The sequence below is a fragment of the Immundisolibacter cernigliae genome (genome assembly GCF_001697225.1).
GTDB classification, from domain to species: Bacteria; Pseudomonadota; Gammaproteobacteria; order Immundisolibacterales; family Immundisolibacteraceae; genus Immundisolibacter; species Immundisolibacter cernigliae.
This window is the reverse complement of sequence record NZ_CP014671.1, coordinates 2,190,671-2,215,455: the sequence shown is the minus strand read 5'-3', so window position 1 is coordinate 2,215,455 and position 24,785 is coordinate 2,190,671. Positions and strand designations below refer to the sequence as shown.

The following is a 24,785-nucleotide window of genomic DNA, read 5'->3' as shown; positions in this document are numbered from 1 at the left end:
CACCGCAGCCAAGGCACTGTTTGTGGCAGGAAAATCGAGGGCGGCAGTCTAGCAGCGTGGGCCTGGTCGGCCGCAGGCTTGGGCCGCGTGCAACCCACGATGTCCAGCGGGCTTGGCTGGAAATCGATGTCGAGCGGCGGGCGTGCGCTCGTTGTAATGTTGTACAACCCCGGGTTGGTGGAATGAGGTGGTGCACGGGGCGCTTTCGGATGGGTGGCTGATCACGCGGGCGGGAGCGCCGCCTGCGCACCGGCTGCGGCGCAGTTTGTTCAGGGGGTGTAAGGCCTTGACCGGGACTGACAACGTGCGAGGGGAGCCGCGGCAGCTGGGGTGGTCCGGCCGGGGCGCCGGGCGGTACCGGCTGCCGTGTGCGATGGGGGTGCTTTTGGCAGGGATTTGGAGCGCTGCGCAAGCAGCGGAGCCGTTGCGCGTGTATCGCTACTACGACGCGCGCGGGGTTTTGCATGTCGAAAGCGTGCTTCCGCCCGGCCAGGCGCAGTCCGGTTACGAGGTGCTCGACCGGCGCACGCTCAAGACGCTGGCGGTCATCACGCCCGCGCCCAGCCCGCAGGAACTGGCCGAGCAGGAGCGGCGTCGGCGCGATGCGGCGGCTGCGCAGGCAGCCGCGCAGCGCAGCGCGCAGGCTCGGCAACGCGACGCCGCCCAGCAGAGGTACCGGGACCAGATGCTGTTGCAGACCTACGCCAGCGAGGCGGAGCTGATCCGCCTGCGCAACACCAAGCTGGAAACGATGGCCCTGATCCTGCGCTCGGTTGAGCAAACCGTCGGCCACCTGCGCGGCAACCTGGCCCAGATGGACGCGACGGTCGTCGAGCACGAGGCTGCAGGTCGGGTACCACCAGCTGACTTGCTCGAGGCGCGTGCCAGGACGGCGGCTGATCTTGCCGAACAGGAACGGGCGGCTGAACGCATTCACAACGACCAGGCAGCGATTCGCGACACGTTCGAGTCCGATCTGAACCGTTACCGCCTGCTGATGGGGGCGCGCTGAGCGCGGCTGGCGCGAAAAGCGCTGACGCCCCGGCGTTCACTTACGCAGTGCTTCTGCTCGGTGGCGGCCCGGTGGATTTTTTCGTCCGGGGCAAGGCTGTCCGGCCCCGCCATGCGGGCGGGAGCGAAACTTCAACTAATTGTTATAGAAAGGTAAAGATCAAGTGGAAGCTTATCAGCGCGAGTTTTTCCAGTTCGCCATCGGCAGCGGCGTACTGAAATTTGGGCAGTTCATCCTAAAGTCTGGCCGAAACAGTCCGTATTTCTTTAACGCAGGACTGTTCAACAGTGGCGCGAGCCTGCGCCGCCTGGGCGGTTTCTACGCGGCGGCGCTGGTGCGCTCGGGGGTGGCCTTCGACATGCTGTTCGGGCCCGCCTACAAGGGCATTCCGCTGGTGGCGGCCACAGCCATCGCGCTGGCCGGCGAGCATGGCCGGGATGTGCCCTTTGCGTTCGATCGCAAGGAGGCCAAGGACCATGGCGAGGGCGGCGTGATCGTCGGTGCACCCCTGGTCGGCCGGGTGGTGGTGGTGGATGACGTGATTTCGTCGGGCCTGTCGGTGCAGCACTCGGCGGGCCTGATTGGCGCCGCCGGGGCCGAGCTGGCAACGGTACTGGTGGCGCTCGACCGGCAGGAGCGCGGTCAGGGTGAGCGTTCGGCAGTGGCCGAGGTAACGGCGCGCCACGGCGTGCCGGTGATCGCGGTGGCAGGGCTTGAGCAACTGGTGCAATTTCTTGAAGAAGATTCGCAACACGCAGCGGCTGCAGACATCCGCGCCTACCGGGCCCGCTACGGCTCGAGCTGAAGTACGCGGGATCGCATGGCTGCTGCTGGCTGTCTTGTGCACAAACGCGCAGGCCGTCGATGCAGGGCGCCTTTTCCGCTACCGCGACGAGCGCGGGGTGATGCACATCGGCACCAATCTGCCGCCCGGCCAGGCACAGGCCGGTTATGAGGTTCTGGACAGTCGCAGCCTGAAGCGGCTGAACGTGATCCCGCCGGCGCCCAGTGCCGAGCAACTGGCCCGGCAGGCCGTCGAGCGCCGCACGGCAGCCGTGGCCGAAGCGGCCAACAGCAGGGCCGAACAGGCGCGGCAACGAGACATCGCCGAGCGGCGAAACCGCGACCGGATGCTGCTGGAAACCTACGCGGACGAGACCGACCTGGCGCATCTGCGTGACATGAAGCTGGAGAGCCTGGACCTTATCCTGCGCACCGCCGACAACACCATCGGCCATCTGCGCCGGAACCTTGCGCAGATGGACGCGACAGCTCAGGAGCACATCGCGGCCGGTCGCCAACCGCCGGATTCGCTGGTGCAGGCCCGCGCCCGGACGGCGGCCGATTTGGCCGGTCAGGAGCAGGCCGCCGAGCGGACGCGGGCCGAACAACTGGCCGTGCGGGCCCGCTTCGAAGCGGACCTGGACCGCTACCGCCGCCTGACAGGAACCCTCAAGACCGCCGGATCCTGATTCACGATACGCGCCGGGCCGATCAGTCCGCCTGCGTCATCAGGCGCAGCCACTGCCGGTACTGGGTGTGGGTGAAGGTCTCATCGTCGATGTCGCTGCCGCTGAACTGCGGCGCAAGCCCTATTGCGCGGGCGTTGTCGTCGGCACCGGCGGTCACATGCGTCATGCCGCGAAAATGCCCCTGCAGATACGGCCGGCGTGAGGCCATGAAGCCACGCTGGCAGGCTTCCATCACCGCCTGATCGTCCGGCGTGGCCAGGCCCGCCGGCCCCAGGAAGTCCTCGAACTGGCGCAGCCGCCGTTCGCGCGCGGCTTTTGGCTCACCCTTGGGCGCCACGCAGTACACCTCAATCAGGGTCTGATCGACCGACAGCGGGTGCACGATGCGCACCGTCGAGGATGACTGGTCCATCAGCAGCAGGTTCGGGAACACCACCAGGTTGCGCACGGCGTCGATCATCCAGCGCGCCTTGTCGGGGCCGAACTGGCGCGTGATGCGCTCGCGCTGGAAGCCCAGCGGCCGGTCGTCGCCGTTGGGCATCAGGCCCCAGTCCATGCTGTGACCGTTCTCGAACTGGTAGCTGCCGCCAGGCAGGCTGGCCATCTGTGTCGGGTCGATGGTCTTGAGGGCGTTGGTGGCTTTCTTTTGCCGCTCCAGGATCAGCCCGATGTAGCTGGTGTGCACCGGAAAGAAGTGATAGCCGTCGATGTTCTCCAGCTGCATCTTCCAGTTGGCGCGGCAGGTGTAGCGGATGCCGCCGCGGATCAGCTCCAGGCCGTCCGGGGATTGGTCGGCCATGGCGTCGATGACTGCCGCCGAGCCGCCCAGGTATTGCGCAAGCGGCTCCACAGCTTCGTTCAGGCTGCCGAACACGAAGCCGCGGTACACGCCGACCTTGACCTTGGCCAGATCGTGCGACAGGCCGGTGAAGTAGTCCGTGTAGCCGCCGCGCGGCTGGGCATCCACGTTCACGCAGTGGCCGCTGCTGTCGTATACCCAGCCGTGGTAGGGGCAGGTCAGGGTGCGCTTGTTGCCGCGCTTGCTGCTGGTCAGCTCCGCGCCGCGGTGCGAGCAGCTGTTCAGGAATGCATGGACCTGCCCGTCCTCGCCGCGCGTGACCAGCACCGGCTTGCGGCCAATGCGGGCGGCCACGAAGTCGTTGGCGTTCGGGATCTGGCTCTCGTGGGCCAGGTAGACCCAGGTCGACTCGAAGATGTTGCGCATTTCGAGTTCGAAGATGGCCGGGTCGGCAAAGATGCGCCGCGCCACCTCGAAGCGACCCTGGTCCGGGGCGTCCTGCACGCAGTCGAGCAGTTCGGCGAGTTTCAGGCCGTCGCGGTCGGTGATCTGGTCCATGTTCCACTCCTCGTTGCAAAGGCCGGGCCGGTCTGTGCCGGCCTCTGGCGGGTGAAGTTTGCTGACGCGGCCGGCGCTCAGCCCAGCGCGGCGATGATCTGGTCGGCGGTCGCAATGTCCAGGCGCCCGGCCATGCGCCGCACGCTGATCTCGTGCGCCTCCTGCGAGCCGCACACGCAGCAGTCCTCGGCCAGGATGTTGCTGTAGCCGCGGTCGTTGGCGTCCCAGGCTGTGGATTCAACCACCGCGTCGGTGCTGACGCCGCTCAGAATCAGGTCCGTGATGCCGCGGCCGTCGAGCAGCTCCTGCAGGCCGGAACTCACGAAGGCGCTGAAGATGCACTTGTAGACCACGCTCTCGCCCGGCAGCGGCTTGACCTGTTCGGCCGGATCGCCGCCCCAGGTGCCGCGCTTGCACACCTTGCCGCCGCCGACCATTTGGAAGAACGCGCCGCGGTGCGGCATGCGCGGCTGCACGCCGCCCTCAAGATCGATCAGCACGTGGATCACCGGCACGCCTTTCTGCCGGCAGGCGTCCATCAGGCCGCGCAGCTTGTTGAGCATGCCGGTCTGCTGGATCATGCCGGCGAAGCCCAGTTGCTGTGCCATGGGGGAATCCGGATGCGTGATGTCGTTTTGCACGTCCATGACCAGCAGGGCGGTCTTGGACTTGTCGATGCTGAGGGTCATGGATTTTCCGTGGCCTGTGGTTGGCTTGCTCACCTGAACGGTCGATCGGATTGTAGGGGTCGCACCCCGGCCCGGCAATCAACACGAGGCGGCCAATGACCGCCGTGCTGTGGCTGCTGGTGCTGCTGCTGGTCGGCAGCGCGGTGGCGTATCGACAACTGGCGCGAACGCCGGCCACCGCCGTCATGGGCGCCACACTCCTGCTGGCGAGCGTCAGCGGCCTGTCGTGGTGGCTGGCACTGCCGCTGTGGCTGCTGTGGCTGGCCGTGACCGCACTGCTGTTTGCCGATGACTGGCGACGCGAGTATGTGACCGCGCGCGTGCTGGACTTCTACCGCCAGCAGCTGCCGCCGCTGTCGGACACCGAGCGCGAGGCGATGCAGGCCGGCAGCGTGTGGTGGGAGCGCGAGCTGTTCTCCGGCCAGCCGGACTGGGAACGGCTCGGCGGCTTTGCCGATCCGCCACTGAGCGACGAGGAGCAGGCCTTTCTGGACGGTCCGGTCGAGCGGCTGTGCGGGCAGCTGGACGACTGGCGCATCACGCACGTCGATGCCGATCTGCCGCCGGCCGTGTGGCAGACGCTGCGCGAGGAAGGCTTCTTCGGGCTGATCATCCCGCCGCAGTTCGGCGGCAAGGGGTTCAGCCACCGCGCGCATTCGGCCGTGGTGATGAAGCTCGCCAGCCGCAGCGTGACCGCCGCCATCACCGTCATGGTGCCCAATTCGCTAGGCCCGGCCGAGTTGATCCGCCATTACGGAACACAGGCGCAAAAGGATCATTACCTGCCGCGTCTGGCCAGCGGCCAGGACATTCCCTGCTTTGCCCTGACCGGTCCGCAGGCCGGCTCGGATGCTGGGGCGCTGCCGGATGTGGGCGTGGTCTGCCGCGGGCAGCATGCGGGCGAGGAGGTGCTCGGCGTGCGCCTGAGCTTCGAGAAGCGCTACATCACCCTGGGTCCGGTGGCGACGCTGATCGGTCTGGCCTTCACGCTGCGCGATCCGGACCGCCTGCTGGGCGGCGCGCTCGAGCGTGGCATCACGGTGCTGCTGCTGCCGGCCGACACGCCCGGCGTGACCCGCGGCGAGCGCCACTTGCCGCTCGACGTGCCGTTCCAGAATGGCCCGCTGCACGGCCGGGACGTGTTCGCGCCGCTGGAGTGGATCATCGGCGGCGAGGCCGGCATCGGCCGCGGCTGGCAGATGCTGGTCAGCTGCCTGTCTGAGGGCCGCGGCATCTCGCTGCCGGCGCTGTCCACCGGCGTGGCCAAGGTGGCCGCCCGCCACACCGGCGCCTATGCCCGCGTGCGCGAGCAGTTCGGGCTGCCGATCGGCCGCTTCGAGGGCGTGCAGGAGGCCCTGGCCCGCATTGGCGGCCAGTGCTACCAGATGGATGCGGCCCGCCGCCTGACGCTGTACGCACTCGACGAGGGCGAGCGGCCAGCCGTGGTGACGGCCATCCTCAAATACCACCTCACCGAGCGCGGCCGGCGTGTGGTCAGCGATGCCATGGACGTGCAGGCCGGCAGCGGCATCATGCTCGGGCCGCGCAATTTCCTGGGCCGCTACTACCAGATCATGCCGGTGGCGATCACGGTCGAGGGCGCCAACATCCTGACCCGCAGCCTGATCATCTTCGGCCAGGGCGCGGTGCGCGCCCACCCCTACGTGCTGGACGAGATGCAGGCCGCGCAGGAGGAAGACGCCGACCTGGCGCTGGAGCGCTTCGATCCGCTGCTGCTGGCGCACGGCGCCTACCTGCTGGGCAACGCCGCGCGCAGCCTGTGGCTGGGTCTGAGTCGGGGCCGTCTGGCGCAGGTGCCCAGCGACGGCCCGCTCGGCCGCTACCAGCAGCGCCTGTCCTGGATGAGCGCCGCCTTTGCGCTGGCCGCGGACATCACCATGCTGGTCGTGGGCGGTGATCTGAAACGCCGCGAGCGCCTGTCGGCGCGCCTGGGCGACGTGCTGTCGGAGCTGTACCTGGCCAGCGCCGTGCTGTGGCGGCACGCGCAGCAGGGCCAGCCGCAGGACGATCTACCGCTGCTGCGCTGGGCGATGGACGATTGCCTGGCGCGCATGGCCAGCGCCTTTGATGGCCTGTTCGCCAACTACCCGAACCGTGCGCTCGGTTGCCTGCTGCGTTGGCTGATATTCCCGGCCGGCCGGCCCACCCGCGGACCGGACGATGCGCTGGACAAGCAGGTGGCGGAATTGCTGCTCGCGCCGGGCGAGGCACGCGACCGACTGACGGGCGGCATTTACCTCACGCGCGACCCGGCCGAGGCCACCGGCCGGCTGGAGCTGGCCATCGAACAGGCCGACCTCGCCGGCCAGGCACAGCGCAAGCTGCGCGGCGCGCTCAAGGCCGGCGCCCTGTCGGCTGACGAGGACGTGCTGGCCCAGGCGCAGGACGCCGGCGTACTGGACGCCGGCGAGGCGGCAGTGCTGGCGGACTACCAGGCGCTGGTGCGCGAGATCATCGCCGTCGACGCCTTCCCGGCCGACAGCTTCGCGCGCTCCGCTACCGCGTGACCGGCAGCGCACCGCACGCCGCCATCCCCTGGCAGCAGGCCGGCACGCTCGCCGGCCTGCTGCGCGAGCGCCTGGCGCGCAGCCCGGATGGTGTCGCCTACCGCCATTTCGTGGGCGACGCATGGCAGGCGCTGAGCTGGCGCGAGGTCGCGCGGCGCGTCGGCCGTTTTCAGGCCGCGCTGCGCAACGAGCATCTGCCGGCCGGATCGCGGGTGGCGGTGATGCTGCCCAACGGCCCGGACTGGGCGTGTTTCGACCAGGCTGCACTGGCGCTCGGCCTGGTGACCGTGCCCATCTACCGCGACGACCGGCCGGACAACGCCGCCTACGTGCTGGAGCACTCCGGCGCCGCCCTGCTGCTGACCGAAAGCGCCGACCAGTGGCAGGCGCTGCTGCCGCACGGGTACCTGGGCGCCCTGCAGCGGGTGGTACTGGCGCAGGGCGAGGCCGATGACGACCGGGTGCTGTCGCTGAACCACTGGCTGCCGGCGCAGGACGAGTTTGCGGTGGAGTGCAGCGACGGCGAGGCGCTGGCCAGCATCGTCTACACCTCCGGCACCACCGGCCGGCCCAAGGGCGTGATGCTGAGTCATCGCAACATGCTCTGGAATGCCGCCGCGGCGGAATCCATGGTGCCGGTCACGCCGGATGATTTGTTCCTGTCCTTCCTGCCGCTGTCGCACACGCTCGAGCGCACCATCGGCTACTACCTGCCGCTGTTGGCCGGCGCCACGGTCGCCTTCGGACGCGGCATCCAGCACCTGGCGGACGATCTGGTGGCCGTGCGCCCGACCGTGCTGGTGAGCGTGCCGCGCGTGTTCGAGCGCAGCGCCGTCGCCATCCGGGACGGCATCGCCAAGCGCCCGCGGCCGGTGCGCCGGCTGTTCGATGCGGCGCTCGAGCTCGGCTGGCGGGATTTCGAGCGCGCACAGGGCCGGGCGCGCGGCACGCCGCTGCTCGCCGCCCTGCCGCTGCTGCGCCGCCTCGTGGCGCGGCCGGTGCTCGATCGCCTCGGTGGCCGGCTGCGCGTGGCCATCTGCGGCGGCGCCGCCCTGCCGCCCGACGTGGCGCGGCTGTTCATCAGCCTCGGCCTGCCGCTGCTGCAGGGCTATGGCCTGACCGAAGCCAGCCCCGTGCTCACCGTCAACACGCTGGATGACAACCGACCGGACAGCGTCGGCCTGCCGCTGCCGGAGGTGCAACTGCGCCTCGGTGCGGGCGACGAACTGCTCGCCAAAAGCCCCGGCGTGATGGCCGGCTACTGGCACGACGTCGAAGCCAGCGCCGCGGTGATCGATGCCGACGGCTGGCTGCACACCGGCGACATCGCCGCCCAGCGGGGCCGCCACTGGTACATCACCGGCCGCCTGAAGGACATCATCGTGCTCGCCAACGGCGAGAAAGTGCCGCCGGTAGACATCGAACACGCGCTGATGCTCGACCCGCTGATCCACCAGGCGCTGCTGGTCGGCGAGGGCCGGCCGTATCTGGCCGCCATACTGGCACTGCATCGCAAACCGTGGGCGGAGCTTGCCGCCGAACTCGGGCTGGATGCCGATGCTCCGACCTCTTTGGCCGACCCGCGCGCCGAACAAGCCGTGCTAGCACGCGTCGAGACCGCGCTGCACGCCTTTCCCGGCTATGCCCGGCTGCGCCGCGTGCACCTGACGCTGGAGGAATGGACCGAAGCCAATGGTCTGCTTACCGCCACCCAGAAGGCGCGGCGCGGCAAGTTGGCTGAACGGTACGGCGATGTCATCGAGGCACTGTATCGGGCATGAGTCCCGTCCAGTCCGGCAGGCAGCCGGCAGTCGGTGCGCGGCGGAATCCGCAGAACGCATCGCCAGAACGTCGCGGACTACGCCGGGCCTCATCACGGCAAGGGCTTGCTGCCGCTTGCCAGCCGAAGACAGGACACGAAGGCAAGGGGTCCGGTTTCTGGCTCGACGCGCTGGCGCACACGGCGCGCAATCCCTGCGACCAGATCGGCCAACTTGCGCAGGGCTTGGTGCCGGTGCGGGCCGCGCCGGTGTCGGGCGGGATCTTGCACGGAACGCAAGCTTGCCGAGCCGGGCCGCCGGGCGCCTGAATTTCCTGGCCGCTTCAACTCGTACCGGACCCCGCCATTTCATGAAAAAGCTGCTCGGCAACGTAGGCCTCGTCATCATTGCCTTGCTTGCCGGGGCGGCATTCGGACTGGCCGATCCGGCCAGCGCACCGGCGCTGGCGCCGGTCGCAAAGTGGGTACTGCAACTGATCAAGGCAGCCGCCACGCCACTGGTGTTTTTCGCCGTGCTGGAGGCGATCTTGCGCTTTCGCGTGGCCGGTACGGATTTCCTGAAGTTGCTGACGATCGCGTTGATCAACGCCACTCTGGCAATCGCCATTGGCATCGCGCTGGCCAATGCGCTGCAGCCGGGCCAGTACTTGCGGCCCTTGATCAGCGCCTCTGCAGCCACCCTGCGGCCGATCGATCTTGGCGACCTGCTCGCCCGGCAGTTGCCCGGCAGCGTTGTTCAGCCCTTCGTGGACAACAGCATCATGCCGCTGGTGATGGTAGCGATTGCGTTCGGCTTTGCCTGGCGCCGAGTGCGACTGACGCGGGACGCCGACACCCTGTCACTGATGGACAAGGGCGAGGTGCTGGTCTCGGTGCTGCGGGACGTGTGGGAGACGCTGCTGATCTGGATCGTCAAGCTGGTCCCGCTGGCGGTGTTTTGCGCCAGCGCCAAGGTGACTGCCGAGCACGGGCTGGCGTCGTTCACCGGCCTTGGACAGTACGTCGCCCTGTGCCTGCTGGGCATGGCAGTGCATGTGCTGGGCACCTACAGCGCCTGGTTGCTGCTGTACGCGCGCATCGGGCTGCGCCGCTTCTGGAATCAGGCTGCGCAGCCGGTGCTCTACGCGTTCAGCGTCAACAGCAGCCTGGTGGCACTGCCCCTGACACTGCGGGCACTGGACCGATTGGGCATTTCGCGGCGCGCCTCGACGCTGGCGGCCTGTGTCGGCACCAATCTGAACAACGACGGCATCATTCTGTACGAGGGCTTCACGCTGCTGGCGCTGGCGCAGGCCATGGGCATCGACATGAGCCTGGGCGCACAGGTGTTCGCCGCGCTGTATTGCGTCGTGGCCGCGATGGGTGTGGCCGGCGTGCCGGAGGCCGGCGTGGTCGCGCTGACGCTGGTGCTGGGTGGACTGGGATTGCCGACCGAGGCGCTGGCCGTGCTGCTGTCCGTGGACTGGATCATTGCCCGCGGGCGTTCCCTGCTGAACACCACCTCGGACATGGTCGGCTCGGCGGCGCTGGATCGGTGGCTGCGGTTGACCACAGCCACCCTTGCTGGCGCCGGCTCCGGCGCAACTGCGTCGGAGCGGCCAGGGGAGCGCTGAATGAAGCCATTCTGGATTTCCGTGCGCCTGCCAGCGGGAAAAACCCGGTGGGAGCACAGCTTTGCTGCGCGATGATCGCCCGGCAAAGTCGGGCTCCTACAACGCGGTGATCACCCGCCGCAGCCGGGCTACGGTTTTCCGATGGCTACAGCCCGCTCAGCCAGATATGGCCCACGGCGCCCAGGATGATTCCCAGCACCAGTCCGGCGGCGAACGGCAGATAGGGCCGCGCCGTGCGTTGCGGGGCGCCGGCGGCAGGCGCGCGGGGGTTGACCGCGGGCGGGCCGCAGCCGGTTTGCCGCCTGGCTGGACCACGGCGACCGCGCACGGGCCCTTGTCACCCTGCTGGGCCTCGAAGTCGACCTCCAGCCCGGGGCGCAGAACTTCCTTGTCGCCCGTGAAATCGGTGTAGTGAAAAAAGTATTCGGTGCCCTGGTCGCCTTCGATGAAACCAAAACCCTTGCGGAAGTAAAAACGTTTGACGGTGCCTTTCATGGAGCTGCGCTGAGGAGTGGGTGGCTGCGCGGAAGTGGTCGCGGTGACGAGGCGCAGGACTATCTGGAAGCGCCGCGAACCGGGCCACGCGACCGGTCGGCGGATTCCGCCAGCAACGGCATGGTCGCCCACCATCGCGCCCGTTCGGGCCGCCAGCCCCCGCCCGTTGCGGGCGAGGGCCGCGCATTATAGCTGCCCGACCCTGTCCCGCGATGCCGGCGCCAGGCGCAGCAGGCGCCAGGCCAGCATCGTCTGTGCCGCCGCGACCGCCAGGCTTGCCGCATAGACGGCGCCCACCGCGCGCCGGACCACATCGGCATCGACGTGGGCGCTGAGTCCGGCCAGGGTGGCGATGACGCCTGCCAACGCCGAGCCGAACGCAATGCCCAGCGTGCGCACGGTCGGGATGCTGCCGGCGGTGATGCTCTCCTCGCCGGGACTGGCGTGCTGCATGGTGAAGGCGATCAGGTGGATGCTCAGCGCCCCGACGCCAAAGCCGAGCATGACCAGCGCCACGCCGACCGCGGGCGCGGCAAGCTGCCCCAGTCCGGCCAAAAGAACGCCGGTCATGGCCAGGATCAGCAGCGGCCCGCCGATGATGGCGCGCCGCTCGGCGGCGCCCTGCCAGCGCGCGGTGGTCAGCGAGGCGGCGGTCCAGCCGACCGCCAGCAGGCTGGCGAAGTAGCCGGCGTGCAGTGGGCGCAGGTGATAGACCTGCTGCATCAGCAGCGGCATGAACACCGTGATGCTGGTGTGCAGGATGGACGAGGTCACGAACAGGCCGTAGGCCACGCCCACCGGCGCCCGCAGCGACGCCGCCCGGCGCGGAAACAGGCGCACGGCGCCGCGCCGGTCCAGCGCAAAGGCACTGCCGACCAGCAGCAACGCGAGTGCCAGCACCGCCAGGCGCAACGGCGTGCCGACCAACTGGCCGGCCGCCGCGACGCTGAGCACGCCGGCGCCCAGCAGTCCGACCCGGCCCACCGGAAACGGCTGGCGTGCGCGCCCGGCCAAGCCCTGCGGCAGATGGCGGGCGGCCAGCAGGCTGAACACGGCGATGATCGGCACGTTCACGCCAAACGCTGCGCGCCACAGGCCGGCCTCGGCAAACAGGCCGCCGAGCGCCGGGCCGATCAGCGCCGCCGCCGCCCACATGCCGGAAATGGACGCCAGCATCAGCTTGCGCAGCTCGGCGCTGTACAGCTCGCTGACCAGAGCCATCGACTGAGCCACGATCAGGCCGCCGCCGAAGCCCTGCACGGTGCGCGTGGCCAGCAGCACCTCCATGCTTGGCGCCACCGCGCACGCCAGCGAGCCGGCCAGAAACAACCCGCCGGCCAGCACGTAGGCGTGACGCGGCCCGTAGGCACTGCGCAGCGGCCCCGAGCTGGCGGCGCCCACGATCGAGCCGACCATGTACAGCATCGACACCCAGGCGTAGAAGCGCACGCCGCCGATGTCGGCCACCACGGTGGGCATGACCGTGGCGACCAGGAACACGTCCATGGCATGCAGGGCGATGCCAAGAGCCAGCGTCACCGTCAGCGGCGCCCGGCCCTCCCGCAACAGGTCGGTAAAACCGGCCATCGGCCTCAGATGCAGCGCGCCAGGCCGCCATCCACCTGCAGCGTGGTGCCGGTGATGTAGCTGGCGCCCGCCGAGCACAGGAACACCGCGACGCAGGCGATTTCTTCCGGCTCGCCGCCGCGGCGCAGCGGCACGTGGGCCAGCTGCTCGGCTTCAAGCTGCGCCACGGTGACGCCCCGTTCGGCCGCCTGGCGCTGCATCAGGCTTTGCCAGCGGGCGGTGCGCACGGCGCCGGGGTTGATGGCGTTGACCAGGATGCCGTGCGGCGCGCCCTCGTCGCCCAGCGCCTTGGTCAGGTTCATCAGGCCGGCGTTGGCGGCGCCACCGGCCAGATAACCCGCGCTTGGCTGGCGGCCGGCGCCGCCGATGATGTTCAGCACCCGCCCGCCGCCGCGCGCCATCAGCAGCGGCCAGACGGCGCGCGTCAGGCGCACATAGCCCCAGAACTTGAGCGCGAAATCCTCCTGCCACTCCGCTTCCGGTTTGCTCAGCAGCGAACCGGCGCGGATGGAACCGGCGTTGTTGACCAGGATGTCGAGGGCACCAAAACGCGCCGTATGGGCCGCCACCAGCTGCGCGATGCCGGCCTCGGTGGACAGATCGGCCGGCACCGCCAGCGCGGCAATGCCGCATTGCTGTTCCAGCTCGTCTGCCAGGGCGCGCAGGGGCGCCTCGCCACGCGCGCACAGCGTCAGCTGTACGCCTTCGGCCGCCAGCGCCTGGGCGATGGCCCGGCCAATGCCGGCGCTGGCGCCGGTGACAAGGGCGATCTTTCCGCGCAGCGCAAGTTCCATCCGTATCTCCTCCATCACGATTGCCGTGCCAGTTTAGCCGCAGGCAACAACTGCACCGGGCATTGATAAAAGAGTCAGCAGCGGCCCGATAATGGAACTACCCGCTGTCGCCGCGAGCACCCGACATGAGCCAAGCCCTCGATTACCTGATCCAGGCCCGCCCGGACGCCATGCAGCCGTATTTCGCCTTCCTGAAGGTGGCCGGTCGGCGTCTGGATCCCAAGACCAAGGCGCTGATTTCCCTCATCAGCAAGGTCCACGCGCAGACCGAACGCGGCTTTCGTCAGTACCTGACGCGGGCGCTGCGCAGCGGCGCCAGCGCCGACGAGGTGCTCGACGCCCTGCTGATGGCCTTTCCGATGCTGGGCCTGACGCGGATCGTGTGGGCGGTGGACCAGCTGCTGGCGCTGGACCTGCCGGAGTTTCGCCTCGATCAGCTCGGCCACGTGCCGGACTGGCATGCGCTGGCGCCCCTGGCCGAACTGCCGCCCACCGGCAGCCTGCGCCGTGAGGCTGACGGCCGCGCCGTGTTCATTCACCGAACGGACACCGAGCTGATGGTCTACGACGCCCGTTGCCCACACCAGAGCACCGACATCCCGGAACTGGCCATTGACGGCGCGCGCTTGACCTGCCCCCGCCACGGCTGGGCATTCGATCTAGGCAGCGGCATGTGTGTGGCCAAGGGCTCCCGGCCGCTGCGCGCGCTCGCGCACCGGGAACAGGACGGGCAGTTGTGGGCGTTCTGGTGACGGGCGCATGACGCCGGCGCCAAGCAGAGCCATGAATGGCGCGTGGGAGCGGCGCCCTCGCCGCGAACCTTCCAATCGGCATTCGGCCCGGGGCGGGCCTCCCACCGGTGTCGGTCTGCTAAACGCCGACCTTTGACCGCAGCAGCGCATTCACCTGCGCCGGGTTGGCCTTGCCGCCGGTGGCCTTCATCACCTGACCGACCAGGAAGCCGAGCACCTTGTCCTTGCCGGCTTTCAGCTGCTCGACCTGATCTGGATTGGCGCTGAGCACCTGCTCGACAGCCGCCTCGATGGCGCCGGTGTCGGTGATCTGCTTCAGGCCCCGCGCCTGGATGATGGCGTCGGCCTCGCCCTCGCCCTGCCACATGGCGGCGAACACGTCCTTGGCGATCTTGCCCGAAATGGTCTGATCCACGATGCGCCCCAGCAATCCGCCCAGCGCGGCCGGGCTGACCGGGGAAGCAGTGATCGGCAGATCGTCGCGGTTCAGGGCGGCGGCGAGTTCGCCGTTGATCCAGTTGGCGGCGAGCTTCGGTTCCGCGCCGCTGGTCAGTGAGGCTTCGAAGTAGTCGGCCAGCTCCCGCTCGGCGGTCAGCAGCCCGGCGTCGTAATCGGACAGGCCGTACTGCGACACGAAGCGCGCCTGACGGGCCTGCGGCAGTTCCGGCAATTGCGCGCGCAGGTGCTCCACCCAGGCCTCGGATACCTCGATCGGCAGCAGGTCCGGATCGGGGAAATAGCGGTAGTCGTTGGCTTCTTCCTTGCTGCGCATGGCGCGCGTCTGGTTGCGCTCGGCGTCGTACAGGCGGGTTTCCTGCACCACCTGGCCGCCGCTTTCCAGCAGCTCGATCTGGCGCTCGACCTCGACCTCGATGGCGCGCTCCACAAACCGGAACGAGTTGATGTTCTTGATCTCGGCCCGCGTGCCCAGTTTGCTGTCGCCGACCCGGCGCACCGACACGTTGGCGTCGCAGCGGAACGAGCCTTCCTGCATGTTGGCGTCGGAGATTTCCAGATACCGCACCAGGGCGTGCAGCTTTTTCAGGTAAGCCACCGCCTCGGCGGCGCTGGACAGCTCCGGTTCGGAGACGATCTCCACCAGCGGCGTGCCGGCGCGGTTCAGGTCGATCCCGGTCAGGCCGTGGAAGTCCTCGTGCAGGGACTTGCCGGCGTCTTCCTCCAGGTGCGCGCGGGTGATGCCGATGCGCTTGCCGGTGCCGTCCGGCAGCGTTATGTCCAGATGTCCCAGGGCGACGATCGGCAGCTCGTACTGGCTGATCTGGTAGCCCTTGGGCAGGTCCGGGTAGAAATAATTCTTGCGCGCGAACACCGAGCGGGGCGCGATCTGCGCGCCGACGGCCAGGCCAAACTTGATGGCCATGGCCACCGCCTCGCGATTGAGCACCGGCAGCACGCCCGGCAGGGCAAGGTCGATGGCGCAGGCCTGCGTGTTCGGTTCGGCTCCAAACGCCGTGGCGGCGCCCGAGAACAGTTTGCTGCGGGTGGCCAGCTGGCAGTGGACTTCGAGGCCGATGACGGTTTCCCAGGCGCTCATGTCAGGCCTCCGGCGCGCGGCGCATGTGCCAGTCGGTCACCTGCTGGTAGCGGTGGGCGACGTTCAGCAATCGCGCTTCGTCAAAATCGCGGCCGATCAGTTGCAGCCCCACCGGCAGGCCCTGCACCAGCCCGCAGGGAACGGACAAGGCCGGCAGGCCGGCCAGGTTGGCGGCGATGGTGTAGATGTCGGACAGGTACATGGCGACCGGGTCGTGCTGCTTCTCGCCCAGGCGAAAGGCCGGCTGCGGCGTGGTCGGCGCGGCGATCACGTCCACCTGCCCGAAGGCGCCCAGAAAGTCTTCACGAATCAGCCGGCGCACGCGCTGGGCCTTCAGGTAATAGGCGTCGTAGTAGCCGGCCGACAGCACGTAGGTGCCGATCAGGATGCGCCGCTTGACCTCGGCACCGAAGCCTTCGCTGCGGCTGCGTTTGTACAGATCGGTCAGGTCGGCCGGATTGTCGGCCCGGTAGCCGTAGCGCACGCCGTCGTAGCGGGCCAGGTTCGACGAGGCCTCGGCCGGTGCCACCACATAGTAGGCCGGCACCGACAGTGCCGTATGCGGCAGCGTGATGTCGACCAGCCGGGCGCCCAGGCGCTCCAGTTCCGCCAGCGCGGCGCGCACGGCGGCGCCCACCGCGGCATCCAGGCCGGCATTGAAATACTCCGCCGGCAGGCCGATGCGCAGGCCGGTCAAGGGCGCCTCCAGCGCGGCCGAGTAATCCGGCACCGGCCGGTCGATGCTGGTCGAGTCGTGCTCGTCGAAACCGGCCATGGCTTGCAGCAGCAGGGCCATGTCGGCCGCCGAGCGGGCCATCGGTCCGGCCTGGTCCAGCGACGAGGCAAACGCCACCATGCCGTAGCGCGACACCCGGCCGTAGGTGGGCTTCAGGCCGCAGATGCCGGTCAGGGCCGCCGGCTGGCGGATCGAACCGCCGGTATCCGTGCCGGTGGCCGCGCTGCACAGGCCGGCCGCCACCGCAGCCGCCGAACCGCCGCTGCTGCCGCCGGGCACGCGATCCAGATCCCAGGGGTTGCGCACCGGGCCGTAGAACGAGGTCTCGTTCGACGAGCCCATGGCGAACTCGTCCATGTTGGTCTTGCCCAGCATCACCGCGCCGGCGGCGGCCAGGCGCTGGACCACGGTGGCGTCGTAGGGCGCGATGAAGTTGTCCAGCATCCGCGACGCGCAGCTGGTGCGCACGCCGTCGGTGCAGAAGATGTCCTTGTGGGCGATCGGGATACCGGCCAGCGGACCGGCATCGCCGCCGGCCAGCGCTGCATCGGCGGCCGCCGCAGCCTGACCGGCCGCCCCGGCCGTGACGGTGACAAAGGCATTGAGCGCAGCGTTTCGGGCGCCAATGCGGGCCAGATAGGCGGCCGTCAGTTCCGTCGCCGAATAATCGCCTCGCCGCAGCGCGGCGGCCTGTTCGGTCAGGGTCTGGTCTAGCATGGGTCAGGCTTGCCGTGGGGTGTAAACTGCGCTCATTCGATGACCTTTGGCACCAGATACAGGCCGTCCTGCACCGCCGGTGCGATGGCCTGGAAGCGGCGCCGCTGGTCGGTTTCGGCGACGGTATCGGCGCGCAGGCGCTGGCTGGCGTCGATCGGATGGGCCAGGGGGGGCACCTGCGCGGTGTCGGCACCGTCCAGCTGGGTCACCAGTTCCAGAATGGTGCTCAGTTCGGCCGCATAGGTCGTCAGCTGATCGGCCGACACCTCGATGCGGGCCAGGTGCGCCACCTTGCGCACCTCGTCGCTGCTTATCGACACGCTGTTCCTCGCCGCTGGTTGTGAACGCCGGGCGCCGTTGCTAGATTGCGGCGCCACGGTACTTTTGTTGCCCTTCCAATACCTTAGAGGCTGGTCGGACCCACTGATGTTCAAAAAACTGTTCGGGCTTTTTTCGAGTGATCTTGCCATCGACCTTGGCACCGCCAACACGCTGGTGTCGGTGCGCGGGCGGGGCATCGTGCTGCAGGAGCCTTCCGTGGTGGCCATCCGCCACGGCGCCAGCACCAACGGCCGCAAGGTGATCCAGGCGGTGGGCATCGAGGCCAAGCGCATGCTCGGTCGCACGCCGGGCAACATCACCGCCATCCGGCCGCTCAAGGACGGCGTGATCGCGGATTTTTACGTCACCGAGAAGATGCTGCAGCACTTCATCCGCAAGGTGCACGAACGCGGATTTTTCCGGCCCAGCCCGCGCGTGGTGGTCGGCGTGCCCTGCGGCTCGACCCAGGTGGAACGCCGCGCCATTCGTGAATCGGCGATGGGCGCCGGGGCGCGCGAAGTATATCTAATCGAGGAACCCATGGCGGCCGCCATCGGCGCCGGCCTGCCGGTGGCGGAGGCCACCGGCTCGATGATCATCGACATCGGTGGCGGCACCACCGAGATCGCCGTCATTTCGCTCAACGGCCTGGTCTACTCGGAGTCGGTGCGCATCGGCGGCGACAAGTTCGACGACGCCATCATCAACTACGTGCGCCGCAACTACGGCACGCTGATCGGCGAGTCCACGGCCGAGACCATCAAACACCAGATCGGTTCGGCCTATCCGGGCAACGAAGTGCTGGAAATCCAGGTCAACGGCCGCAACCTGGCCGAGGGCGTGCCGCGCAGCTTCACGCTCAACAGCAACGAAGTGCTCGAGGCGTTGCAGGACCCCCTGCACGGCATCATCGCCGGCCTGCGCAAGGCGCTCGAACAGATCCCGCCGGAACTTTCCTCCGACGTGGCCGAGCGCGGCATGGTGCTGACCGGCGGCGGCGCCTTGTTGCGCGGCATCGACAAGCTGTTCTCGGAAGAAACCGGCCTGCCGGTGGTGATCGCCGACGAGCCCATGCTGTGCGTGGCCAAGGGCGGCGAGATGGCGCTCGATTTCATCGACCAGGTCACCGACATCTTCGACGAGGAGTGAGTTCCCGCGCGGCCGATCCGGTCGCGCGGCATCGCCGCATGCCCCATGCCTAGCCTGTTCCGGCGCCGCCCGTCGCTGGCGCTCCGCCTGCTGCTGGCAACGCTGGCGGCAGTGATGCTGCTGTTTCTGGACCAGCGCGGCCCGCGGCTGGTGCCGCTGCGCAGCGCCTTGCTGACCGTGCTGCACCCGGTGCAGCAGGCCATCGACCTGCCCTTTCGGGCCTGGGCCTGGGGCACCGACAACCTGCGCGAACGCGCCGCTCTGCGTACCCAGACGGCCGTCCTGCGCGACGAGAATCTGCGTCTGCGCCTGCGGGTACAGACGCTTGACGCGCTGCAGGCCGAGAACAGGCGCCTGCAAGCGCTGCTCGATTCCCTGGCGCGTACCCCGCAGCCGCTGCGCGCGCTGATCGCCAGCACAGTCAAAGTGGGCCTGGATCCCTATATCGGGCAGATTCAGATCGACAAAGGCTCCCTGCAGGGCGTGTTCACCGGCCAGCCGGTGCTCGACGCCGACGGCGTGGTCGGACAGGTGCTGCATGTGGCGGCACAGACCGCCCAGGTACTGCTGATCACCGACAGCCGGCATGCCATCCCGGTCAAATCGATTCGCAGCGGCGTGCGGGCCATTGCCGTGGGCCGTGGACCGATCGGTGCGCTCGACCTGCCGTACCTGCCCAACCATGTCGACCTGGAGGTCGGTGACACGCTGGTCACTTCCGGGCTGGACGACGTGTTCCCGCCGGACCTGCCGGTGGCCACGGTCAGCCGCGTGAACCGCATCGCCGAGGGCGAATTCGCCGAGGTCCAGGCGACCCCATCCGGCCGCCTGGACCGCATCCAGGAGGTCCTGCTGGTGTGGCCGGCCACGCAGCCGGCCGCCGCCCCAGAAACAACCGGCGACCGTCCGCCCGCTCCAAGCCAGTGAGCACCGCCCCCGTAAAGCCCCGGAGCCGGGCCATTGCAGGCAGCCTGCTGGCGGCCGGCCTGCTGCTGTCGGCGCCGGTGCCGGCGTGGGCAAGTGCCTGGCAACCGCCCTGGCTGACGCTGGCACTGGCCTATTGGTGTCTGGCGCAGCCCGACCGGCTGGGCATTACCGCCGGCTTTGCGCTCGGGCTTCTGGAAGACGCCCTGACCGGAGCGCCGCTGGGTCAGCATGCCTTGGCGCTGGCGGTGGTGGCAGCGGCGGTGCTGGCGCAGCATCAGCGCCTGCGCGTGCTGCCGCTGTGGCAGCAGGCGCTGCTGCTGGTGCCACTGCTGGCGGTGCACCAGATCATCCTGGCCCTGATTACCGGCAGCAGCGGCAGGCCGGTGTCGGCGGGCATGCTCCTGCCGGCGCTCAGCGGGGCCCTGGTGTGGCCCTGGCTGTTCTTGACCCTGCGCGATCTGCGTCGGCGCGCCAGCCGCTGAAGCCATGGCGCGCCGGCATCAGACGATCAAGGACCCGGCGGCCGAGCTGCGCCTGTTTCGCCGACGCGTGACCCTGTTGCTGGTGTTGATGGCCCTGGCCGGCGCCGGGCTGCTGGCCCGCCTGAGCTTCCTGCAGGTCGTGCAGCACGACCGTTATGCCACGGCGTCCCAGGACAACAGCATCCGCGCCGAGGTGATTGCGCCGGCACGGGGCGTCATCACCGACCGCAACGGCACGCTGCTGGCCCAGAACGTATCCAGTTTCAGCCTGTACCTGACCCCCGAGAACGTGCCGGACACGGCCGCCACGCTGGCGGCGCTGGGCCGCCTGATCGACCTGCGCCAGCCCGACCTGGAGCGTTTCGCCAGTCTGCGCCGCATCCGTCCGCGCTTCGAGGCCTTGCTGCTGCGCCGCAATCTGGACGACACCGAAGCGGCGCGCTTTGCCGCCAACCGTCATCGATTCCCCGGCGTCGAACTGCGCGGCGACCTGTCGCGCCACTACCCGCAGGGGGCGCTGACCGCGCACGTGGTCGGTTACGTCGGTCGGGTCAGCGAGGCCGAACTGGCGCAGGCCAGCGCCGAGCAGCGGGCCACCGACAGCACCGGCAAGAGCGGTATCGAGAAATCCTACGACGCGCTGCTGCAGGGCCGGGTCGGCTACCAGCAAACGGAGGTGGACGCCCACGGTCGGCGCCTGCGCGTGCTCGATCGCATCCGCGCGCAGCCCGGAACGCCGCTGCGACTGGATCTGGACGTCGATCTGCAGCGGGCGGCACAGGCCGCGCTGGCAGGGCGTCCGGGCGCCGTGGTGGCAATGGACCCGGTCAGCGGTCATGTGCTGGCCATGGTCAGCGAGCCGGCCTTCGATCCGAACCTGTTCGTCGGTGGCATCGGCAGCGAGGACTACCGTGGCCTGCTGAACAATCCCGAGCGACCCCTGACCGACCGCGCCCTGCGCGGGCTCTATCCGCCCGGGTCGACCATCAAGCCGCTGATGGCACTGGCCGGACTGGCCAGCGGGGTGGCCACCGCCGACCACCACGTGTGGTGCCCGGGCTGGTACACGCTGGGCAATTCGGCGCACCGCTTCCGCTGCTGGCAGCGTCACGGCCACGGCCGCGTGGACATGCGGCGGGCGATATCGCAGTCCTGCGATGTGTACTTCTACGACCTGGCCCTGAAACTGGGCATCGACCGCATGCATGAGCAACTGGGCCGTTTCGGGCTGGGTGCGCGCACCGGCATCGACCTGCCCGGCGAGCAGGCTGGCCTGCTGCCGTCGCAGGCCTGGAAGCGCAGTGCCCGCAAGGCGCCCTGGTATCCGGGCGAGACGCTGATCGCCGGCATCGGCCAGGGTTACAACACCGCCACGCCGTTGCAGCTGGCCTATGCCACGGCACTGATCGCCAGCCGTGGCCGCACGCCCCCTCCCCGGCTGGTACCGGCGCCCCTTGGGGAGCCGGCGGCGGTACCCGACCGGCTGTCCCAGGTCAGCGCCGAGCAGTGGCAGATCATTGCCGATGCCATGCATGCCGTGGTGGCGCCGGGCGGTACGGCCTTTCGCGCGCTCGCCGATGCACCGTACAGCGCGGCCGGCAAGACCGGCACCGCGCAGGTGTTCGCCATGAGCCAGCGCGCCGACGACCGCGGTCGCAACGTGGCCCGGCACCTGCTCGATCACGCCCTGTTCATCGCCTACGCGCCGCTGGAAGCTCCCCGCATTGCGCTGTCGGTGATCGTCGAGCACGGCGGCTCGGGCAGCGGCACCGCCGCTCCGGTGGCCCGCCAGGTGCTCGATGCCTGGCTGGCGCGAACGGGCGGATCATGAGCGACTGGATCACCGCCTGGCGGCGGGTCAACGTCGATTGGGCGCTGCTGGTCGGCCTGCTGGGCCTGTGCTCGGTCGGCCTGATGCTCGCCTACAGCGCCGGCGGCGAGTCCCTGCCGGCGGCCAGGAGTCAGGGCATTCGGGTGGGAATCGGGCTGCTGCTGCTGTTGGTCGCGGCGCAGGTGCCGGTCGGCTGGTTGCAGCGCCTGGCAGCGCCGTTCTACCTGCTGACGATCATTCTGCTGATCGTGGTGGACGCCATTGGCGCCATCGGCCACGGCGCGCAGCGCTGGCTGGATCTGGGGCCCCTGCGCTTCCAGCCGTCCGAGCTGGCCAAGCTGGCGGTGCCGATGATGGCGGCGCGGTATCTGAGCGACCGCGCGCTGCCCCCAACCGCACGCGATGTCGTCGCCAGCGCCGCGCTGGCGCTCCTGCCGGTGCTGCTGATCGCCGCTCAGCCGGATCTGGGCACCTCGCTGCTGGTGGCGGCAGCGGGTTTGTCGGTGCTGTTTTTGGCCGGCCTCAGCTGGCGGGTGATCGGCCTTTTCACAGGGCTGGCGGCTGCCGCTGCACCGCTGATGTGGCTATATGGCATGCATGACTACCAGCGCCAGCGGGTGCTGACCCTGTTCGATCCGCAGCGCGACCCGCTGGGCACCGGCTACCACATCATCCAGTCCACGATCGCCATCGGCTCGGGCGGTTTCTACGGCAAGGGCTGGCTCGAAGGCACGCAGACGCGCCTGCAATTCCTGCCCGAGAGCGCCACCGACTTCGTGTTCGCCGTGTTCGGCGAGGAATTCGGCTTGCTGGGCGCCATCGGCCTGCTGCTGCTGTACGGCTTTATCATCGGCCGCGGCATGAACATCGCCATGCAGGCCAGCGACGGTTTTGGCCGGCTGCTGGGCGGCGGGCTGATGTCCACGTTTTTCGTTTATGTCGTGGTCAATATCGGCATGGTCAGCGGCGTGCTCCCGGTGGTCGGCGTACCGCTGCCGCTGGTCAGCTATGGAGGTACTTCGATGGTTACCCTGATGCTCGGGTTCGGCATGCTCATGGGCATCCGCGCCCACCGCAAACTGTGGCCGGCATGAGGCGCCTGGCCGCCCTGCTGCTGGCGCTGGGCAGCGCCGCGCCGGCCCCGGCCGTGCCGCTGGCCGAACATCCGCCCCTGCAGGCCCTGATCGATACCCTGGTCAGCCAGGACGGTTTCGCGCGGGCCGATGTCGAGCGCCTGCTGGCGGGCACGCAGTTCCACCAGAGCATCATCGACGCCATCACCCGCCCGGCCGAGAAGATGCCCTGGCACCGCTATCGGCCGATCTTCCTGACCCAGCAGCGCATCGACGGCGGCGTGGCCTTCTGGAACGAGCACGCCGCGCTGCTGGCACGGGCCGAGCGCGAACACGGCGTGCCGGCATCGATCATCACCGCCATCATCGGCGTGGAGACCCGTTACGGCGCCGTCACCGGTCGCTACCGGGCGCTCGACGCGCTGACCACGCTGACCATCGCCGGCCTGCCGCGCAGTGCTTTCTTTGGCCGCGAACTGCGCGAACTGCTGCTGCTGGGCCGCGAGGAGCGGCTGGACCTGGCCGGCCTGAACGGCTCCTATGCCGGCGCGCTGGGTCTGCCGCAGTTCATCCCGTCGAGCTACCGCGCCTACGCGGTGGATTTCGACCAGGACGGCCGGCGCGACCTGCTCGGCAGCCCGGCCGACGCCATCGGCAGCGTGGCCAATTACCTGCGCCGCCACGGCTGGGAAGCGGGCCAGCCGATCACCGCTGCGGCCACGGCAACGCCCGCCGCGGCCAGCCTGGGCGGGACCGATCCGGCCCTGAAGCACACCGTAAGCCAGCTGCTTGCCGGGGGCGTCAGCGCCCCTGGGGCCGCGCCTGGCACACGCAAGGCAGCGCTGATTCGCCTGGAGGCCGAGCAGGGGGACGAATACCACCTGGGCTTCCAGAATTTCTACGCCATCACCCGCTACAACCACAGCGCGCTGTACGCGATGGCGGTCACGCAACTGGCGGCAGCCATCGGTGCGCAGCACCCGGCCTCACCCTGAACCCCATGCCGCCGCCGGCTGGCTGGCGCTGCTGCTGGTGCTGCTTCTGGCCGGCTGCGCCGGTCCCGGTAGCCGGCCCGGGCCGGACTACCGCAAGGACGGCCCGCCGACCACGGCGGTGGACATCGACGCCATCCCCGATGCGGTGCCGCGCGCCGAAGCCCTGTGCCAGCCGTGCCTGCGCCCGTATGAGGTCGAAGGCGTCGCGTTCCGGCCGCTGGCCAGCGCCGCCGGCTACCAGGCGCGCGGCATCGCCAGCTGGTACGGACGCGAGTTCGACGGCCGCCCGACCGCCAACGGCGAGCGTTACGACATGCTCGCCATGACCGCCGCGCACCCGACCCTGCCGATTCCGAGCTACGCGCGGGTCACGCATCTGGCCAACGGCCGCAGCGTGGTCGTTAGAATCAACGACCGCGGACCGTTCAGGCGCGGCCGGCTGATCGATCTGTCCTACGTGGCCGCGGCCAAGCTGGGCCTGGTCGGCCACGGCAGCGGACCGGTCGAGGTGCGCGCTGTGCTGCCGGGCGGATCGTCGGCGCCGGCGGTCATCACGGCCAGCGCATCGCCGGGCGCGCAACCACTGCCGACCGACGCGGTCTACCTGCAGGTCGGCGCCTTTGGCGAGGCTGTTGCCGCGCAGCGCCTGGCCAATCGCCTGCGCGGCGAGGCGCTGGCGCCGGTCAGCGTGCAGCCGGCCAACAGCGACAATCGCTGGCTGCACCGGGTGCGGGTCGGCCCGCTGCCGCAGGCGCTGGTGGAACAGACCGTCGCCCGACTGGGGGCGCTCGGCCTGTCGGCCCTGCGCCTGCCGGCGCCCTGATTCACCGACATCGTCAGGATTTCCGGATCCATAACACTGCTTTCGCCGGCCAGTTGCCTCCCACCGGCAGCGGCCATTCACTTATCCAAGAGTCACC

The 24,785-nt window shown here is 69.2% G+C and carries 22 protein-coding genes; 14 read left to right on the top strand and 8 right to left on the bottom strand.

Annotation, left to right across the window (positions count from 1 at the left end):
* Positions 1-430: 430 nt before the first annotated feature.
* The 3 genes from PG2T_RS10530 to PG2T_RS10520 all read left to right on the top strand — a co-directional run bounded on the left by PG2T_RS10530 (position 431) and on the right by PG2T_RS10520 (position 2,484).
* The gene (locus PG2T_RS10530) at positions 431-1,012 is read left to right on the top strand and encodes a hypothetical protein (protein WP_145931070.1); all 582 of its coding nucleotides are present in this window, start codon (positions 431-433) and stop codon (positions 1,010-1,012) included.
* 163 nt (positions 1,013-1,175) lie between these two features.
* A complete protein-coding gene (gene pyrE / locus PG2T_RS10525; RefSeq protein ID WP_068805025.1) occupies positions 1,176-1,817 on the top strand; it encodes an orotate phosphoribosyltransferase in 642 nt (213 codons plus the stop codon).
* Positions 1,747-2,484, top strand: a complete 738-nt coding sequence (locus PG2T_RS10520) for a hypothetical protein (RefSeq protein WP_145931069.1) — start codon at positions 1,747-1,749, stop codon at positions 2,482-2,484. Before pyrE ends, PG2T_RS10520 begins: the two co-directional genes overlap by 71 nt.
* Before the next feature lie 22 nt (positions 2,485-2,506).
* Here the strand turns inward: PG2T_RS10520 and PG2T_RS10515 are convergent, their stop codons facing one another.
* Together PG2T_RS10515 and PG2T_RS10510 are read right to left on the bottom strand one after the other, a co-directional pair.
* Positions 2,507-3,841, bottom strand: a complete 1,335-nt coding sequence (locus PG2T_RS10515) for an aromatic ring-hydroxylating oxygenase subunit alpha (RefSeq protein ID WP_068805018.1) — start codon at positions 3,839-3,841, stop codon at positions 2,507-2,509.
* 77 nt (positions 3,842-3,918) lie between these two features.
* Positions 3,919-4,530, bottom strand: a complete 612-nt coding sequence (locus PG2T_RS10510; RefSeq protein WP_068805015.1) for a cysteine hydrolase family protein — start codon at positions 4,528-4,530, stop codon at positions 3,919-3,921.
* Positions 4,531-4,625: 95 nt separating this feature from the next.
* Between PG2T_RS10510 and PG2T_RS10505 the strand changes: the two genes are divergently transcribed.
* From PG2T_RS10505 to PG2T_RS10495, 3 genes are all read left to right on the top strand, one after another.
* Positions 4,626-7,058 (top strand): acyl-CoA dehydrogenase, encoded by a 2,433-nt coding sequence (locus PG2T_RS10505; protein ID WP_068805012.1) that lies wholly within the window; start codon positions 4,626-4,628, stop codon positions 7,056-7,058.
* Complete coding sequence (locus tag PG2T_RS10500; RefSeq protein WP_202816316.1) at positions 7,055-8,839, top strand: AMP-dependent synthetase/ligase; 1,785 nt, start codon at positions 7,055-7,057, stop codon at positions 8,837-8,839. Before PG2T_RS10505 ends, PG2T_RS10500 begins: the two co-directional genes overlap by 4 nt.
* A 349-nt stretch (positions 8,840-9,188) precedes the next feature.
* Positions 9,189-10,451: a dicarboxylate/amino acid:cation symporter gene (locus tag PG2T_RS10495; protein WP_068805010.1), complete on the top strand. Its 1,263-nt coding sequence runs from the start codon at positions 9,189-9,191 to the stop codon at positions 10,449-10,451.
* Between the two features lie 156 nt (positions 10,452-10,607).
* Here the strand turns inward: PG2T_RS10495 and PG2T_RS10490 are convergent, their stop codons facing one another.
* The 3 genes from PG2T_RS10490 to PG2T_RS10480 form a co-directional block, all read right to left on the bottom strand.
* Positions 10,608-10,946, bottom strand: a complete 339-nt coding sequence (locus PG2T_RS10490; RefSeq protein WP_068805007.1) for a cold shock domain-containing protein — start codon at positions 10,944-10,946, stop codon at positions 10,608-10,610.
* A 186-nt stretch (positions 10,947-11,132) separates the two neighbouring features.
* The gene (locus PG2T_RS10485) at positions 11,133-12,533 is read right to left on the bottom strand and encodes an MFS transporter (RefSeq protein ID WP_068805003.1); all 1,401 of its coding nucleotides are present in this window, start codon (positions 12,531-12,533) and stop codon (positions 11,133-11,135) included.
* A gap of 5 nt (positions 12,534-12,538) precedes the next feature.
* Complete coding sequence (locus PG2T_RS10480) at positions 12,539-13,327, bottom strand: SDR family NAD(P)-dependent oxidoreductase (protein WP_068805000.1); 789 nt, start codon at positions 13,325-13,327, stop codon at positions 12,539-12,541.
* Positions 13,328-13,452: 125 nt separating this feature from the next.
* Between PG2T_RS10480 and PG2T_RS10475 the strand changes: the two genes are divergently transcribed.
* The gene (locus tag PG2T_RS10475) at positions 13,453-14,079 is read left to right on the top strand and encodes a Rieske 2Fe-2S domain-containing protein (RefSeq protein WP_068804998.1); all 627 of its coding nucleotides are present in this window, start codon (positions 13,453-13,455) and stop codon (positions 14,077-14,079) included.
* Between the two features lie 118 nt (positions 14,080-14,197).
* On the opposite strand, the gene gatB is transcribed toward PG2T_RS10475, so the two are convergent.
* The 3 genes from gatB to gatC are packed head-to-tail and all read right to left on the bottom strand — an operon-like array spanning position 14,198 to position 17,407.
* On the bottom strand, positions 14,198-15,634 hold the full coding sequence (gene gatB / locus PG2T_RS10470) for an Asp-tRNA(Asn)/Glu-tRNA(Gln) amidotransferase subunit GatB (RefSeq protein WP_068804995.1): 1,437 nt from the start codon (positions 15,632-15,634) through the stop codon (positions 14,198-14,200).
* A gap of 1 nt (position 15,635) precedes the next feature.
* Positions 15,636-17,087 (bottom strand): Asp-tRNA(Asn)/Glu-tRNA(Gln) amidotransferase subunit GatA, encoded by a 1,452-nt coding sequence (gene gatA / locus PG2T_RS10465; RefSeq protein ID WP_068804991.1) that lies wholly within the window; start codon positions 17,085-17,087, stop codon positions 15,636-15,638.
* Between the two features lie 32 nt (positions 17,088-17,119).
* On the bottom strand, positions 17,120-17,407 hold the full coding sequence (gene gatC / locus PG2T_RS10460; protein ID WP_068804988.1) for an Asp-tRNA(Asn)/Glu-tRNA(Gln) amidotransferase subunit GatC: 288 nt from the start codon (positions 17,405-17,407) through the stop codon (positions 17,120-17,122).
* Between the two features lie 106 nt (positions 17,408-17,513).
* Here gatC and PG2T_RS10455 point away from each other — a divergent pair, with 106 nt between their 5' ends.
* Genes PG2T_RS10455 through PG2T_RS10425 form a run of 7 tightly spaced genes read left to right on the top strand, consistent with a single transcriptional unit; the run spans position 17,514 to position 24,688 of the window.
* Positions 17,514-18,557: a rod shape-determining protein gene (locus PG2T_RS10455; protein WP_068804986.1), complete on the top strand. Its 1,044-nt coding sequence runs from the start codon at positions 17,514-17,516 to the stop codon at positions 18,555-18,557.
* Positions 18,558-18,602: 45 nt separating this feature from the next.
* Positions 18,603-19,484 (top strand): rod shape-determining protein MreC, encoded by an 882-nt coding sequence (gene mreC, locus PG2T_RS10450; RefSeq protein ID WP_068804982.1) that lies wholly within the window; start codon positions 18,603-18,605, stop codon positions 19,482-19,484.
* Complete coding sequence (gene mreD / locus PG2T_RS10445) at positions 19,481-19,966, top strand: rod shape-determining protein MreD (RefSeq protein ID WP_068804979.1); 486 nt, start codon at positions 19,481-19,483, stop codon at positions 19,964-19,966. The genes mreC and mreD overlap by 4 nt, the downstream gene beginning before the upstream one ends.
* Positions 19,967-19,970: 4 nt before the next feature.
* Positions 19,971-21,797, top strand: a complete 1,827-nt coding sequence (gene mrdA / locus PG2T_RS10440; RefSeq protein ID WP_068804976.1) for a penicillin-binding protein 2 — start codon at positions 19,971-19,973, stop codon at positions 21,795-21,797.
* Positions 21,794-22,891, top strand: a complete 1,098-nt coding sequence (gene rodA, locus PG2T_RS10435; RefSeq protein WP_068804973.1) for a rod shape-determining protein RodA — start codon at positions 21,794-21,796, stop codon at positions 22,889-22,891. The genes mrdA and rodA overlap by 4 nt, the downstream gene beginning before the upstream one ends.
* Complete coding sequence (mltB, locus tag PG2T_RS10430; protein WP_068808211.1) at positions 22,888-23,865, top strand: lytic murein transglycosylase B; 978 nt, start codon at positions 22,888-22,890, stop codon at positions 23,863-23,865. Before rodA ends, mltB begins: the two co-directional genes overlap by 4 nt.
* Positions 23,840-24,688, top strand: coding sequence for a septal ring lytic transglycosylase RlpA family protein (locus PG2T_RS10425; protein ID WP_202816315.1), 849 nt, complete (start codon positions 23,840-23,842; stop codon positions 24,686-24,688). The genes mltB and PG2T_RS10425 overlap by 26 nt, the downstream gene beginning before the upstream one ends.
* The last annotated feature ends 97 nt before the right edge of the window (positions 24,689-24,785 follow it).

What these genes read in the sequence shown, in the direction of transcription:
- PG2T_RS10515 (WP_068805018.1), bottom strand. Translation starts at nt 3,841, where the DNA reads ATGGACCAGATCACCGACCGCGACGGCCTGAAACTCGCCGAACTGCTC.
- gatA (WP_068804991.1), bottom strand. Translation starts at nt 17,087, where the DNA reads ATGCTAGACCAGACCCTGACCGAACAGGCCGCCGCGCTGCGGCGAGGC.
- PG2T_RS10510 (WP_068805015.1), bottom strand. Translation starts at nt 4,530, where the DNA reads ATGACCCTCAGCATCGACAAGTCCAAGACCGCCCTGCTGGTCATGGAC.
- mrdA (WP_068804976.1), top strand. Translation starts at nt 19,971, where the DNA reads ATGGCGCGCCGGCATCAGACGATCAAGGACCCGGCGGCCGAGCTGCGC.
- PG2T_RS10485 (WP_068805003.1), bottom strand. Translation starts at nt 12,533, where the DNA reads ATGGCCGGTTTTACCGACCTGTTGCGGGAGGGCCGGGCGCCGCTGACG.
- mltB (WP_068808211.1), top strand. Translation starts at nt 22,888, where the DNA reads ATGAGGCGCCTGGCCGCCCTGCTGCTGGCGCTGGGCAGCGCCGCGCCG.
- PG2T_RS10495 (WP_068805010.1), top strand. Translation starts at nt 9,189, where the DNA reads ATGAAAAAGCTGCTCGGCAACGTAGGCCTCGTCATCATTGCCTTGCTT.
- mreC (WP_068804982.1), top strand. Translation starts at nt 18,603, where the DNA reads ATGCCTAGCCTGTTCCGGCGCCGCCCGTCGCTGGCGCTCCGCCTGCTG.
- PG2T_RS10455 (WP_068804986.1), top strand. Translation starts at nt 17,514, where the DNA reads ATGTTCAAAAAACTGTTCGGGCTTTTTTCGAGTGATCTTGCCATCGAC.
- PG2T_RS10505 (WP_068805012.1), top strand. Translation starts at nt 4,626, where the DNA reads ATGACCGCCGTGCTGTGGCTGCTGGTGCTGCTGCTGGTCGGCAGCGCG.
- gatB (WP_068804995.1), bottom strand. Translation starts at nt 15,634, where the DNA reads ATGAGCGCCTGGGAAACCGTCATCGGCCTCGAAGTCCACTGCCAGCTG.
- PG2T_RS10490 (WP_068805007.1), bottom strand. Translation starts at nt 10,946, where the DNA reads ATGAAAGGCACCGTCAAACGTTTTTACTTCCGCAAGGGTTTTGGTTTC.
- PG2T_RS10475 (WP_068804998.1), top strand. Translation starts at nt 13,453, where the DNA reads ATGAGCCAAGCCCTCGATTACCTGATCCAGGCCCGCCCGGACGCCATG.
- PG2T_RS10480 (WP_068805000.1), bottom strand. Translation starts at nt 13,327, where the DNA reads ATGGAACTTGCGCTGCGCGGAAAGATCGCCCTTGTCACCGGCGCCAGC.
- rodA (WP_068804973.1), top strand. Translation starts at nt 21,794, where the DNA reads ATGAGCGACTGGATCACCGCCTGGCGGCGGGTCAACGTCGATTGGGCG.